This is a genomic window from Vescimonas fastidiosa (assembly GCF_018326305.1).
GTDB lineage: Bacteria > Bacillota > Clostridia > Oscillospirales > Oscillospiraceae > Vescimonas > Vescimonas fastidiosa.
On record NZ_AP023415.1, the window covers coordinates 745,190 to 759,822 of the forward strand.

General features: G+C 56.8%; 12 protein-coding genes and 1 riboswitch. All 12 genes read right to left on the bottom strand.

Going from position 1 to position 14,633, the window contains the following annotated elements:
- Positions 1–60: 60 nt before the first annotated feature.
- The 12 genes from KI236_RS03605 to KI236_RS03660 all read right to left on the bottom strand — a co-directional run bounded on the left by KI236_RS03605 (position 61) and on the right by KI236_RS03660 (position 14,572).
- Complete coding sequence (locus tag KI236_RS03605; RefSeq protein WP_212819416.1) at positions 61–591, bottom strand: cob(I)yrinic acid a,c-diamide adenosyltransferase; 531 nt, start codon at positions 589–591, stop codon at positions 61–63.
- 72 nt (positions 592–663) lie between these two features.
- Positions 664–1,452 (bottom strand): lysine 5,6-aminomutase subunit beta, encoded by a 789-nt coding sequence (gene kamE / locus KI236_RS03610; RefSeq protein ID WP_212819418.1) that lies wholly within the window; start codon positions 1,450–1,452, stop codon positions 664–666.
- On the bottom strand, positions 1,449–3,011 hold the full coding sequence (gene kamD, locus KI236_RS03615) for a lysine 5,6-aminomutase subunit alpha (protein ID WP_212819420.1): 1,563 nt from the start codon (positions 3,009–3,011) through the stop codon (positions 1,449–1,451). The genes kamE and kamD overlap by 4 nt, the downstream gene beginning before the upstream one ends.
- A 17-nt stretch (positions 3,012–3,028) precedes the next feature.
- Positions 3,029–4,279 carry a lysine 2,3-aminomutase gene (gene kamA / locus KI236_RS03620; protein ID WP_212819422.1) on the bottom strand — a complete coding sequence of 417 codons (1,251 nt, stop codon included), beginning with the start codon at positions 4,277–4,279 and terminating at the stop codon, positions 3,029–3,031.
- 96 nt (positions 4,280–4,375) lie between these two features.
- A complete protein-coding gene (kdd, locus tag KI236_RS03625) occupies positions 4,376–5,428 on the bottom strand; it encodes an L-erythro-3,5-diaminohexanoate dehydrogenase (protein ID WP_212819424.1) in 1,053 nt (350 codons plus the stop codon).
- Positions 5,429–5,470: 42 nt separating this feature from the next.
- Positions 5,471–6,298 (bottom strand): 3-keto-5-aminohexanoate cleavage enzyme, encoded by an 828-nt coding sequence (gene kce, locus KI236_RS03630; protein WP_212819426.1) that lies wholly within the window; start codon positions 6,296–6,298, stop codon positions 5,471–5,473.
- Between the two features lie 12 nt (positions 6,299–6,310).
- On the bottom strand, positions 6,311–6,703 hold the full coding sequence (gene kal, locus KI236_RS03635; protein WP_212820631.1) for a 3-aminobutyryl-CoA ammonia lyase: 393 nt from the start codon (positions 6,701–6,703) through the stop codon (positions 6,311–6,313).
- A gap of 103 nt (positions 6,704–6,806) precedes the next feature.
- Positions 6,807–6,987: riboswitch (Lysine riboswitch) on the bottom strand.
- Positions 6,988–7,114: 127 nt separating this feature from the next.
- Positions 7,115–8,575 carry a lysine 5,6-aminomutase reactivase ATPase KamC gene (kamC, locus tag KI236_RS03640; protein ID WP_212819428.1) on the bottom strand — a complete coding sequence of 487 codons (1,461 nt, stop codon included), beginning with the start codon at positions 8,573–8,575 and terminating at the stop codon, positions 7,115–7,117.
- The gene (kamB, locus tag KI236_RS03645; protein WP_212819430.1) at positions 8,572–9,507 is read right to left on the bottom strand and encodes a lysine 5,6-aminomutase reactivase subunit KamB; all 936 of its coding nucleotides are present in this window, start codon (positions 9,505–9,507) and stop codon (positions 8,572–8,574) included. Before kamB ends, kamC begins: the two co-directional genes overlap by 4 nt.
- A gap of 641 nt (positions 9,508–10,148) precedes the next feature.
- Positions 10,149–11,672, bottom strand: a complete 1,524-nt coding sequence (locus KI236_RS03650) for an InlB B-repeat-containing protein (protein ID WP_212819431.1) — start codon at positions 11,670–11,672, stop codon at positions 10,149–10,151.
- Positions 11,673–11,752: 80 nt separating this feature from the next.
- Positions 11,753–14,107 (bottom strand): autotransporter outer membrane beta-barrel domain-containing protein, encoded by a 2,355-nt coding sequence (locus KI236_RS03655; RefSeq protein WP_212819433.1) that lies wholly within the window; start codon positions 14,105–14,107, stop codon positions 11,753–11,755.
- A 93-nt stretch (positions 14,108–14,200) separates the two neighbouring features.
- Positions 14,201–14,572, bottom strand: coding sequence for a hypothetical protein (locus tag KI236_RS03660; protein ID WP_212819435.1), 372 nt, complete (start codon positions 14,570–14,572; stop codon positions 14,201–14,203).
- Between the last annotated feature and the right edge of the window lie 61 nt (positions 14,573–14,633).

Below are 14,633 nucleotides of genomic sequence, written 5' to 3' on the forward strand. Positions count from 1 at the left end.
ATAGCATAGTCTGGGGGATGAATGCAAGGAAATCGGGGAGGCCCCGCCGTGTATCCGCAATCAGAATTCCACGCCTTGACGGGCATTGAGCCCCTTATCAAAGGGGTGGCGAACCTTCTGCATACGGGTGATATAGTCAGCCAAAGGATCGGTACAGGGTGTGGGGGCACGGCCCGTCATCACCACCTCCAGGTCCGCCGGCCGATTCCTCAAAAAGTCGGCCAGCTCTTCATCGCTGAGCATACCCATAGCCACTGCGTCCAGCACCTCGTCCAGCACCAGGAGCTTGGCGTGGTATTTCTCCACCGCCTCCACCGTGTCGGCAAAGTGCCGACGCACCTGACGGCCATAGTCGGCCTTTTCCTGCTCAGTCATCTGAAAAATGAACTTGCAGGTGGTCGTGGGGGCGGGGATATAATGATAGTCGGGCAAGGTGCGAAGAACATTCAGTTCTCCGCTGGTAGAGCCCTTCAAAAACTGGCTCAAAACCACCGGCCAACCCCGGCCGCAGGATCGCACGCTGAGGCCAATGGCCGCTGTGGTCTTTCCCTTTCCGTCGCCGCAGTAAATATGGACCTTTGCCTTTTCCATTTGCTTTTCTCCCTCTTTTGCAGATAAGACGGCCATGAAAGTCCTCTCTCATGGCCGTCTGCTTTCATGATCTTATTTCATGCCACGCTTGACCATCTCGGTCACAGCGAAGGACGCCACATCGTCAGCATACTTGCCAGCGCCGAAGCCGGCATCATAGCCCAGCTCCTTGGCCAGCTCATGGGTAATACGGGGACCGCCGCAGCAGACAACGAACTTGTCACGCAGGCCCTCGGCCTCCAGCAGCTCAATGAGGTTGGTGAGGTTCTGGATATGAACATCCTTCTGTGTAACGGTCTGAGAGACCAGCAGCACATCGGCGTGCAGCTCCAAAGCCTTCTTGATGAAGTCCTCATTGGGCACCTGAGAGCCCAGGTTATAGGCCTCGATCATCTCGTAGCGCTCCAGGCCATAGTGACCGGCGAAGCCCTTACGGTTCATGATGGCGTCGATACCCACGGTGTGGGCATCGGTGCCGGTGGAAGCACCCACCATAACGACCTTGCGGCCGATATGCTCACGGATATAGTCGTTGGTATCTTCCATGCTCATAACATCGGACTCCACGGTGATAACATGGATGTCCTCATAGTTCACGGAATGCACGCAGCTACCGTAAACCACATAGAAGGTAAACTCCTTATCCAGAGCGTGATGGTAGGCCACGTTAGGCTCTTCCAGACCCATCTTCTTGGCGATCTGACGGGCAGCCTCTTCGCCGCGCTCGTCATCCTTGATGGGCAGGGTGAAGCTGGTCTGCACCTTGCCGTCGTTCATGGTATCGCCATAAGGCTTCAGGCGGGTCAGATCCAGTGTGGTATCGAAATCGATCTTATGGGTATTATACAGTCCGCTACTCATTCTGCTGCCACCTTGCCTTTCATGACTTCAATGAAGGGATTGAAGTATTTGTCGTCCTTGACCACAACACCGGCCAGGCCCTTGCCGCCGTCCTTAGGACGCTTTACATCGGCGAAGATACCCTTCTCAATGGTGGTGAACAGGCCCAGCTTCTCGATCTCAGCCAGCAGGTCGGTGGCCTTGGTCAGCACCTCGTTGGCACGGTTGCGGATAATGCCGTTCTCTTTGTAGGTCAGCTCGCTGCCCAGATCCTTCATAGTACGGAAGATGTACTGTGCGTTTTCAATGGACAGAGCGCGGTCGGACATGAACGGCGTATGGATGGCCTCGGTCATCATGCCCAGCAGGCACAGCCGCTGGTTGGTGAGGATGGTGACCATGTTGAACAGAGCATCCTGGATGTGACCGCGGAAGATATTACCGGTCATGAACTTGGTGGGGGGCATATACTTCAGCGGCGCATTGGGGAAGATCTCCCGGGCCATCTGTGCCTGTGCCAGCTCATACAGGAAGGTATTCTCCACAGAGGGATCCATCTCGAAAGCGTGGCCCAGACCCATCTGCTCCTCGCGCATACCGGCATCCTTGGCAAAGGCCTCGTTCAGGAACTGGGAAGCCAGAACCGTGTGAGCGGCGGTAATAGCATCGTCGGTGGTGAGGTAGTTATCCTCGCCGGTGTTGATGATAACGCCGGCATAACCGTTGATAACACGGGAGAAGTACTGGTCAACGATGGTACGCTGCATATTGATGTCGCGGAACAGGATGCCGTAGAGAGCATCGTTCAGCATAACATCCAGGCGCTCCAGAGCGCCCATAGCGGCGATCTCGGGCATGCACAGGCCGGAGCAATAGTTGCACAGGCGGATGTAGCGGTGCTGCTCCTCGCCCACTTCGTCCAGAGCGGCGCGCATCAGGCGGAAATTCTCCTGGGTGGCGTAGGTGCCGCCGAAGCCCTCGGTGGTAGCGCCGTAAGGCACATAGTCCAGCAGCGACTGGCCGGTGGTACGAATCACAGCGATGATGTCGGCACCCTGCTTGGCGCCGGCCTTGGCCTGGATAATATCCTCATAGATATTACCGGTGGCCACGATGATGTACAGGTAGGGGCCTTCCTTGTCGCCCCACTCCTTGAGGTAAGCGTTGCGCTTGGCAACATTCTTGTTAATGCGCTCCACGGTGGCGTTCACCACGGGGGTGATGGCCGCGCGGATCTCACTGTCAGAATGGGCGGGGAGCTTAGAAAGATCCAGCTCGCCGCTGTCCACAGCCTCTGCCACGCCCTGGGGGTCCTTACCAGTCTCCACCATTGCGTTACCCACGGCCCAAGCGGCGCCGGCAGGCAGCAGAGAGTTTGCCAGCAGATGGTCCACCAGCACATTGGGCATGGGGACATCCATCTCATTCACGCCATCGATGCCCAGCAGACGGCAGACAGCGCGCTCCACGGTGACCGTGGTGTGCTGGTCAATAAAGCCCTGCACATCCGCTGCCACATTGGCAGCGGATGTACGAGCCTTTTCGACCAGATCAAAATTCAAGCCGAGTTTGCTTTCCATATTTTTACCTCTTTACCTTACTTCTTCACATGACGCTCGTTACGCAGCAGCTTGGTGGGCTCCAGATAACGCTGCTTGGTGCCCTCGGCGACCCATGCAACACCGGTCTTCTCCACCTTCTTCTTGCCCATGCAGACATCGCAGTGGCAGTTCTGCACATAGTGCTCAGGCTGGGTGTAAGAGGTGATGACACCCTCGAAGTTACGCAGGATAACCTTGCGGGGAGTCTCGGAAATCAGGTAGTTGGGCATGACGGGAGTCTTGCCGCCGCCGCCGGGGGCGTCCACCACGAAGGTGGGGATGCAGTAGCCGGAGGTATGGCCGCGCAGAGCTTCCATGATCTCGATACCCTTGGAAACAGGGGTACGGAAGTGGCTCAGGCCCAGGGAAGGATCGCAGGCATAGATGTAGTAGGGACGCACGCGCATCTGCACCAGGCCGTGAACCAGATCCATCATCACATGGATGCAGTCGTTCACGCCGGCCAGCAGCACGGACTGGTTGCCCAGGGGGATACCGGCATCAGCCAGCATAGCGCAGGCCTTGGCAGCCTCGGGGGAGAACTCCTTGGGGGTGTTGAAGTGGGTATTCAGCCAAATGGGATGATACTTCTTCAGCATTGCGCAGAGCTCCGGAGTGATACGCTGGGGGCACACCACGGGGGTGCGGGAGCCCAGACGAACGATCTCCACATGGGGGATGGCGCGCAGGCGCTTGATGATGTACTCCAGGTTCTCATCGGAGACCATCAGGCAGTCACCGCCGGACAGCAGAACATCGCGAACCTCGGGGTGAGCGGCCACATAGTCGATGCACTTGTCGATCTGAGCCATGGGCACTTCGCAGTCGTTCTGACCGGCGAAACGGCGACGGGTGCAGTGACGGCAGTACATGGAGCACTGGTCGGTGATGAGCAGCAGCACGCGGTCGGGATAGCGGTGAGTCAGGCCGGGGGTGGGAGAGTCAGTATCCTCGTGCAGGGGATCGGCGTCCTCATAGTCGGCATACTCCAGCTCCTCAGCCCGGGGAATAGCCATCTTGCGGATGGGATCAAAGGGATCGTCCAGGTCGATCAGGGACAGATAGTAGGGAGTCACTGCCATGCGCAGCTTGCCCAGGGTCTTGGCAACGCCAGCCTCCTCATCGGGAGTCAGGGTCATGTAGCGCTTCAGATCCTCAACCGTCTCAGCGCGATTGGCGACCTGCCAATGCCAGTCGTTCCACAGATTTTCGGGAACATCGGCAAACAGACCGTTACGAGTCTTCATATTTGTATCTCCTTTAATTCTGAATAGTAATTATTATTCGGGGATAGGCCGAAGGCAGGGGGCGCAAAAGCCCCCCTGCACTCGGCATTTATGAACTTAGCAATACTTCTCGTCGAACAGCTTGCGCAGCTTGGGATTCTCGCGCAGAACATCCAGGGTGATGTTGGCGTGGTTCTTGGTGTAGCCATTGCCGATGATCATGGTGACATCCTTGCCGATACCCTCAGCGCCCAGGGCAGCCTTGGTGAAGGAGGTAGCCATGGAGAAGAAGTACACCAGGCCGTCATCGTGGACGGGCAGGATGGCGGACATCTCGCAGGACTCGATGTTCACGCAGCAGATGGACAGATCGTACTCCTTGCCATCGTTGGCAGCCAGAGCAGCCTCCATAACCTCAACGGGCTTGGTGCAGTCGGCCACGATAACATCGGTGTAAACGCCCAGCTCCAGGAGGCCCGGAACCTGCTTGGGATTGCGGACAACGCCCACAACCTTGCCCTTGGGGCCGACCTTCTTCATAGCTTCCCAGCCGCACAGAACGCCGGACTTGCCGTTGGCGCCCAGGATCAGAACGCTGTCGCCCTCCTTGGGCAGCTTGCGGGCCTGAGCGGGTGCGCCGGCCACATCCAGAGCGGCCAGGGCCAGAGGCTCGGACATATCCTCGGGCATCTTGGCATACAGGGCGGACTCGAACAGGATGGCCTTACCCACGATGTCAACGCGGTCGATATCCTTGTGGATAGCCAGGATCTTATCGATCTTCAGGGGGGTCATGGACAGGGAGACCAGGGAGACGATCTTGTCGCCTTCCTTCAGGTCGAAGCCGGGCTTCTTCTTCAGGTCCTCGCCGATGTGAGCGACGACGCCCTTGAACATACCGCCGGAACCGGTGACAGGATTCTGCTGCTTGCCGCGCTCAGCGACGATGCCCAGGATCATTTCGCCGATCTTCTTCTCGTCGCCGCCGCAGGCCTCGGAGATCTGGGTGAAGGAAGCGGAGTCGATGTTCAGGGAAGTGACATCGCAGACGATCTCGTTGGAATAAACCTTGGTCATGTCGTTGTCGACCTTCCAAGCAGCCTGGGTCAGAACGCCCTTGGGCTCGATAACGCGGTGGGTACCGTACTTGTTGCCTTTCAGTTCAGCCATTGTAAAATTCCTCCTAAAAATTATGTAAATGTTTTTTTGCGATTACTTCAGGGGCTTGAGGCTCAGGATCTCGCGGGCCTCAGCGGGCGTTGCGATCTCGCGGCCCAGCTCCTTGGCGATACGGACGACCTTGGCCACCAGCTCACCGTTGGAAGCGGCCTTCTGGCCCTTGCCCAGGTAGATGTTGTCCTCAAAACCAACGCGGACATTGCCGCCCATGGCGATGGCCGCAGCGGCCATGGTCCAGGCAGCCCGGCCTACGCCGGTCACAGTCCAGGTGGAGCCTGCAGGGATCTTGCTGACGAAGAAGGCCAGGTTCTCCACGGAGGCGGGGGTGCAGCCGTGCACGCCCAGCACGAAGTTAAACTGCATGGGATAGGCGGGCACCTCACCCTTCTTGGCCATGCCAAGGACGGTGTCGATGTGGCCCAGCTCGAAGCACTCGTACTCGGGCTTGATGTTGTTCTCCAGCATACGCTTACCGAAGGCGCGCATGGTGGGCATGGTGTTGTCAAAGATCTCGTCGCCGAAGTTGCAGGTGCCGCAGTCCAGGGTAGCCATCTCGGGGAAGAGCTCGGTGGGCTGCAGACGCTCCTCGGGGCTCATGCCGGTGGCGCCGCCGGTAGAGGGGATCATAATGACATCGGGCAGCTCCTTGCGGATGGCATCCATAACGACCCGGAAACGCTCACGATCCTGGGTGGGGGTGCCGTCGTCCTCGCGAACATGGATGTGCAGGATAGCTGCGCCGGCATCATAGGCGGACTTGGCCTCGCGGACCATCTCCTCCACGGTATAGGGCACGGCAGCGTTCTGCTCCTTGGTGACCTCAGCGCCGCAGATAGCAGCGGTAATAATCAGCTTTTCCATATCCTCAGCTCCTTACTTCTCGATCTTGTTGCGCTGGCAATCCTTGGGAGTAACGCAGGTGCCGTGAGCGCGGCAGACCACAACAGGCTCGGCCAGAACATCGGCAGCGGAAGCGCTGATGTCGGGACGGGACACGATGACCTTGCGGGCCTCAAACTTCATGGTGCGGGAGGTGTTGCCGATCTTCTCGATCTCGCCGTAAGCCTCGATGTAATCGCCGGCATACACGGGAGCCAGGAACTCGACATTGTCATAAGCGCAGAACAGGCCTTCGTCACCGTCGCACTTGATCAGCAGCTCAGTGGCGACATCACCGAACAGATGCACCATATGGGCACCGTCCACCAGGTTTCCGCCGTAATGAGCATCCTTGGCGCTCATACGCAGACGCAGCAGAGAAGTCATCTTTTCCATGATAAAATTCCTCCTAAAATATTTTTACAGAGTTTCTTATAACGCCGGCCAAGCGGCGCCTTTGGGCATGAAAAAGGCGCTATTGGTCAAGTCGATGACCAATAGCGCTCCATGTCTGCAATACGACATGACAGTTGTGCAGCTTACACGGCACCCCCAGGAACGCGCCACAGGAGGAGCGCGCACCTTCGGCAAAAAACCCCTTCACCGACCTCCATCGAGCCCCCTGCAGCTCCGAAGTCGATTACCCTGTTTTTTGCACCTCTATTGTCTGTTATATGGAATTCTGCACTTCAAATTATAATACTTTTCAGCAGTTTGTCAAGCAACATTGTGACGAAAATGACAATAACTTTTTCGCAGTGCTGAAAAATTTTATTCTCGTTTCTCAGGGTGAAATTTTCAGTAGTTTTCTTCAATAAGATGCAGGATTTCCGGCTTCAGCGACAGCATCCGGCAGATGTTCAGCGCGTCTCGGGGACAGTCGGACCGACCCTCGACCCGGTACAGGCCGTAGTTCATGTGCCGGGCGATGACCCGGATGCCGTCCTCCCCGCTGACAGCCAGCTCCCGGCGGATAGCCTCCGGGTCAATGTCCCGCAGGCCGATGATCTGGTAGTGAGCCTTTCCGCAGTCAGCCACCTTGTCATAGTGGGTGGTGAGCAGGGAGATGGCGTTGACCCCGTTGAGGTATTTCGTCACCGCCTGGACGATCACCGCGCCCTCGTCAGGATTGGTGCCCCGGGCAAACTCGTCCAGCAGGAACAGGGAGTAGCCCTGCTCCACCTGTGCAAGGGCCTTCTGGAACTGTACGATCTCCGAGCCGAAGCCGGAAAGGCCCGACTGGATAGACTGCATATCCTCAAACAGCATGAGGACGCTCTCAAACAGCGGCATCTTCGCCTCCTTGGCGCACACCAGGAAGCCCGCCTGCATCAGCAGCACATTCAGTGCCACGGTTTTCATGGCTACGCTCTTGCCGCCCATGTTGGCGCCGGTAATGACCGTGGCGCCCCGGTCCAGGGAGATGGACACCGGCACAAAGCTGCGGCCCTGCTCGGAAAGCAGATCGCACAGCTCCGGGTTCACCATTTCCGTCAGCTCCAAGGTCCCATCGGTGATCTGGGGCATTACGCCGCCGTAGCGCACGGCAAACAGAGCCTTTTGGATAATGAAATCCAGCCGGCCTGCGCTCTCGGCGTCCGCCAGCATAGCCTCCGCCAGGGGAGCCAGACGGGCGCCCATGTCCCGGCGGATCTTCGTTTCCTCGCTCTCCTCCTCGGCGCAGATGCGGGTGCGCTGCAGACGCAGCTCGTCCTTCTGCGCATCGGTCTTGGCCTCGTGGAGTTTTTCCTCCAGCTCCTTCTTGCTCCGGCGGATCTGGCGGAGCTTTTCCGTCATGCTGTCGGGGATGTAAAAGCCTCGGGAGCGGGTGTTGTCCGGGTCCAAAATATCCAAGGCAGGCTTGGGATCGTGGAATGCAAGGCCCCGCAGCGGAGCCGTATCGCTTATCTGCTGGTACAGGGGCAGCAGGCTCTCCAGCCGCTGCAAATAGCCCTTTATTTCAAACAGCTCCACATGATCCGGCACCTCCCCGTCCCGGCAGCGGCGGATGGAATTGCGAATGTCCTTCATCTGGCACAGCAGAATGCAGATTTTATCGTATACACCCTTGAGCTCCTCCGCATGGTTGGCCGCCTGCTGCACATTGTATAGCTCCTCCTCCAGCTCTGCCCGCTCTGCCGGGGTATAAAACCGCAGGCGTCGGATCTTCTCCTGGCCAAAGGGGCTGCACCCGTGGAGCGTCTCCAGGGCGTACTGCAAGCCGATCTGCTGCTTTTCTTCAAACCGAATGGAAATCATGCCAGCTCCTCCTTCACATTGATGACCGGCACCTTCACACTCTGGCGCATCCGGTCGATAAACACATCCTTGTCAAATTTCCAGCCGTAGGCCGACACGGGATTCACCGTGACACACAGGGTCCGGGCAGCATCCTTGGTCTCCAGAGCCACCTCCCGCACCGATAGCTTATCCAGGGTGTCGGGCTTTAGGAGTACCTTACTGGGGTCGGCCACCACCAGGCGTCCCCCCCGCAGCAGGCCACTGCGCAGAAGCGGAATGACCATGCTGTCCGTCAGGGCCCCGGGGATATAGGCCTCCCCATGCTCCTTCAAACACTTCTCCAACCCATCCGCCGCCTCCGGGGGCAGGGTCTCGGCCTTGGGCAGGTCCATGAGGCGGCAGAAGTTAGCCGTGTCCTCAATGACCTTTTCCATGCTCATATTATAAGATGCGCCGGTACACAGCACGATGCCGTCAGCCACATTCCGGGCCCCCAGGGATTTGCGGCCCAGGGCGCCGTCGATGATAGACTGGGTGGCGCCCAGGTCAAAGAACATCCTCGATACCTCCCGAAGCTGTGCCGTGATGGACGGCCCGGCCAGCTGCACATAGCCGTCGCTGCGGGCGCGCATGATGATGACCTCGCCCAAGGGGGTGGGAATACCGGTGGTCATCAGAATTTCCAGCGTCACATCTCCCAGGCGCAGCATATCCTTGGCGGTGGCGATAAGCGTACCCGCCGGGACAAAGATGCTGGGCTTTTCCGTACCCGTGACCACATCGGTGCTCTCGCCGTCCCGGCCGATGGAGGTCAGGCCCAAAACCTGCCTGCGGCCCGTGTGGGCCAAAAGCCAGTTGAGCATGGTGGTCTTGCCGGCGTTTTTGCACATACCCACGATGGACATACTCTTCACCTGCTGTATCTGCTGAACCAACTCTGCTGTTGTCATATTCTCTCTCCTTCCAGGGAAAAATGCCGTTTATTTTTGATTATACCGCAAACGGAGCAAAAAAGAAAGGGGAAAGTTTTAGGGCTTGGTTGGGGCGCGGAAAGTGACCGGCAAAGGGGAAATCGGCCTTTTTTCCGCAAAGGGCCCCCGTTTTGGCAAAAATTCCCCGCTTTCCTCTACTGAAAGCGGGGATAAACGGTGAATATAGCAGAAATGCGATCCTTGGTTTACAAGGGGAAGCCACACCCACCGGTGGGCTTGCCGATTATATTCTAAATGCCGGAAGTGGTCTTTTTATCCTTTGCCGCCCTTTTTCCGCCGCAAAACCACTGCCAGAATGCCTACACCCATTACCGCTGCGGCGGCAACGGCTATGCCCCACCAGGGGAAGGCTGTCCCGGTGTCCTTTTCCGGAGACAGTGGCTCCACATCCTTTTGAATCGTATTTTTATCCCCGGTGCTCTTGTCCTTATCTGTCCCGGCACTATTATTGGTGCCATCGCTTTTTTCGGGGCTTGCGCTGTATTTTACCGACTCCGTCCTCGTTGCCTTGCACACAAGGCAGCTATAGTCAGATGTAACGGGAAGCGGCGTTTGTCCGCCGCTTCCCGCTTCTATAGCTTTATTGGCCTTTTTCCCTGTTATTGGGCGCTGTGGTCCTTTTTTCTGTTTTTGGAGATGCCAAACACGGTCAGAGCGCCGACACCGCTGATGCACAGAATCGCCAGCCACAAAACGGAGCTGCTGTCACCGGTCTGGGGAGTTGCTCCGCTGCCGGTGTTTGTCCCAACGATTCCGTACTGACTCAAATGGTTTGTCTCAAATACAATATAACCGTTTTCTACCGCAGCAGGCAAGGTCTCTTTAATTTCATCATTTACAATGTAAACGACTTCGTATTTGTCATACCCCTTCAAATCTTCCGGCAGAGCAATTCTGATCTTCATTTTGGTGTTGCTGATCTTCACAACATTGTTGTTTCCGTCCAGCACATTGATGTCCGCAACGAATTTCACATTCTTATCTGCCAATTCCTTCTTGACCTCGATGGACTTGATATCCAGCTTGTAATCCTTGCTGACCTCTGTTGCAAATTCGATTTTTGCCTTTGTCTCCCCCGTGCTTTGGAGTTCCTTCACCGTGTCCTTACCGGGATTTCCCGGCTCTCCGGAGGCTTTCGTCCAGGAGGCGTACAAGGTCACATTTTTATACCGCACATAACCGTTGTCTTCTGTAATCAAGGTATCCTTATCATATTTCTTATTGGTCTCCTCGTTATTGTCCCAAATTCTCCAATAAATATACGTCTCCATAGTACCGCTGCCGTCGCTTTTGGTGTTCCAGCCGTTAAAGGTATACCCCTCTCTTACGGGAACATAGGGCAAAAGTGACATTAATGCGCCGGAGTCTCTGCCGCCTACATAGTCGTATGTGTTAGACTCCTTACCGTTGAGCTGTCCGCCGTTAGCATTGAGAGTTACTACGATACCGTCGTTGTCAAAGGTGTTTTTGGTATAGGTTGCGAGAACCGTCACAGCATCCTTTTCTTTGAAGCAATCCGCCGGCACGGAGGTTACAAACTCGCCGTTCAAAGCCCAGCCGACAAAGGTATAGCCGTCTCTTACGGGGGTGTATTTCGTCAGGTCGACTGTCTGATAAGCACTGGAGCTGCTTGTCAGGGTCATTTCATACTTGCCGTTTACTTTGCCGCCGACGCCGTCAAGCGTCAGGTAATATGTGCCTGTTCCCTTTAACGGTTCCTCGGAGAAGGTCGCATAAATCGTAAGACCGTTGGTGTATGCCACCTCACCGTCCTTTGCCCAAAATGTACCCTCCGAATTGAAATCCGACAAAGGTATATCCTCTGCGACTTTTGTTTTGCCTGTCCAATCCGTTGCCCAATAGGCGAATTTGGTGCTGCCGTTGAACGGAAGAACGCCCGCAGTCAATTCGGATAAGCTTACCGTTGTGTCGCCGTCGGCAGCATCAAACTTTATTATTTTTGCATAATCGCCGTCGACCTTGCCGTCCATGCCGTTAAGGCCGCAGGTGAGTAGCAGCGTATATTTTCCGTCGTCCTTGACCGTGACGGCATTCGCAGTCACGATTCTGGAAACGCTCAACACCGTCACCAGCAGCATCAAAAGCACCCTTTTCAGTTTCATACTGACCTTCCCTCCTGACCTTCCGTTTTGGGTTTTTGCTGTTTTCATAAGAGCTCCTCCTTATTTATATTTGCCTGATTTCAAGGCATTTTTTTCTTGCCTGCAACGCCAAGCACGCCCAGCACACCGCTGATGCACAGAATCGCCAGCCACAAAACGGAGCTGCTGTCACCGGTCTGGGGAGAGCCGGTGCTGCCGGGCTTCGTGGGCTGACTGGCCGAGCCGCTTCCGGAACCGGTCGCGGGAATTTCAACAGTCGCTTTCTTATAACCGCAGACGGAGCATTCCTCGTGCTTAGAGCCCTTCTCGGTTGCGGTGGCTTCCTTGTCGGTAACCCACTTGAAGGTGTGCGCCGCCGTGTCTGCTTTGTCCCCGCAGGCACATTCATGCCAGTGATTTGTTCCGTCACACTTCCACGCCGTACCGTAACTATGCGTATGGGAAGCTGCCGTCGGCGTAATCGTTTTAACATTGGGGAGACTCAGGTATCCGTCTGTGCCGGGAACCGCTGTCACCGTGCTTCCGTTCACCGTAGCGGCGACTTCTCTGGCGAAGTCATAACCCCTTTCCGGCAGCAGCAAAATGGAATATACATATTTTTTCCCGCTTTCAAACGCAGTAATGGTCGGCAAGGTGCTGTATATCCCGTCGTCGGAATGCCATATGGCAACGGGCTCATCGTTTTCATTTAACTCTTGCCACCATTCATCGGCAATTCGGTATTTGCCCTGATCGGCGGCTGCTACGGCAGCCGTGGCCCGGGGCGCATCACCCGGCTGATAGTCGAGTTTCACATTCGCAACATCGACGGTCGTAATAGCGGTGCTTGCTGCCGCAGCCGCAATTTTTACGGGAGCGGTTCCCAACTGGTGGTGGCTGCTGTCGGCGCCGGTCTCTGCCATGCCATCACCGATGGTAAGTGTGCCCTTGATCAGCAGGGCGGTGTTCCCGGCCTTGCCGGTATCCAGGGTGGTAGTGCCGCCGGTGAAGGTGGCCGTACTGCCGCTTCCCGTCATCTCCACCAGGGAGTCGGCGTAGCCGTAGTAGGTATTTACAGGGAACACAATGGGCGTGAACTCACCCCAATCCCAGGCTGCATCCAAGGTGCCGCCGCTGACAGTGAGCGTATTCACATCCAAAGCGGGGCGGACCAGCAGATTGTCATAATTCGGGTTCTTGCGCACCGGTTCCCGAATGGTCAGTGAGCCTGCGGACAGAGTCAGTGCCTCCGCTTCGATACCCTGGGTCTGCATGGTGCCGCCGGAAATATCCAGCTTTTTAGGGCCGTACAACTGGCCTCTGTTCACGATGGTGCCGCCGGTAACGGTGAACAGGCTCTGATTCCCCGTGGCACCGATCGTGGACATACGGATATCGCCATTCACGGTTTCCAGCGTGCCGCCGCTGACGGTGATGCTGCCGGAATCGGCGACTTGTTTATTCAAATCCATATCCATATCAATGGCACAGCCGAGATTGCCATTGTCATCGGCCGTTTGGGTGCTTACTGCGGTGAGGCTGCCGCCGTCCAGCCGGAGGCTGCCGCCGGAAATATATGCGGCATAGGCACCAGCCACAGCTACCTCAGCGGAATTCGCCACGGTCAGGTTGCCCGCGGAAATATACAGGCCGTTGGACATGACGGTTGCTTCTGCCATCTCCCCCACACTCTCGGCGCGCAGCTTGCCGCTGCCGGACACGATGACATTGCCCCGGAACATCTCCACGCCACGGGAGAACGACGCTCTCTTGGTGCCGCCCTCCTCCAGCTCATACGCCTCGTCGGCGATGGCCGTGAGGGTGCCGCCGGTGACCAGCAGGGCCTTATTCTTGGTATCGCTATCCATCTTGACACCGAAGGAGAAGCAGCTGCCGTCGGACTCCGCACAGCCGCCACGGGCCGTGACCCGGCCGCCCTTCACGGTGAAGTCACCGTCTACGCTGATACCGGACGAATAAACCCAGCCATCGCCGCTGTTTTTAAGCTTGCCGGCGAAGACGCTCAGTGTGCCCGAGCCTGCGGTACCGCCCTGAATGGTGAGGCTGCCCACAGCGTCCAGAGCGTTGACATAGGCTTCATTCGAGTAGTCGCCGCTTACCCTCAAAGTAACCTCGCCGCTTTGAATGGTATTGGTTGTTCCGTCCTTGAGGACGATGGTGGACCCGGCGGGCAGCTTCACCGCCGTTTGGGCGGTAGTGGTGAAGTCAACGCCCCACAAAGTCAGAGTCTTGGCGGTATTATCCCAGAGGGACTCCGCCGTGCCGGTCTTGTACTGATTGAGCAGCGTTATGGCCTCTCGGCCTTGCCCGACGGTGAAGTCTGCTGTTTCTGTTGCCGGAGTTGCCGCAAATACCGACAGCGGCACCAGCGACAGTGCCAAACATAACGCCAGCAGGATTGCTGTCAGTTTTGATTTGTGCATTATGTTCTCCATATTCTCACATTCCTTTCTTATTTTCCGGTACATCGGTACCGTTTGTAACCGTATTTTTCCGCAAAAGGCCTCCCGGCTTTTCAGCGGTGGCGCTCACTCGGTCTCCGCTTCGGGGCAGCGATAGATTTTGCTTATCACAAGCTCGTTTTCCAGATGCTGCGCGATGCTGTCCGTCACGGCGGTTATGGCTCTCTTTATCCCCTCCTCCGAAATTCCCTCGCATGGCCGGGCCATGGTTACGCGCAGCTCCGTTTCCCCCTCTTGCTCCTTTACGGAGATGGAAAACCGGCTCAGATTCCCGTAAACCGCTATCTCCGCCGCAATAGTCGATGCATCTGCTTTTTCATATTCCGCGTTGTTTTTATCCAGCACCTCATAGACTGCCAGGAGCACATATTGCCGGTTGTACGGCAGCGTCCTTTTCCCCGTGTTGCCGTTCTGGGCAGTGGCATGCTGCGCCCTCATTTTCCGACCTCCCTTCCGCATTCTTTGTAAGCCCCTCTTGCACCGCCGCCGCGCTTCCCTG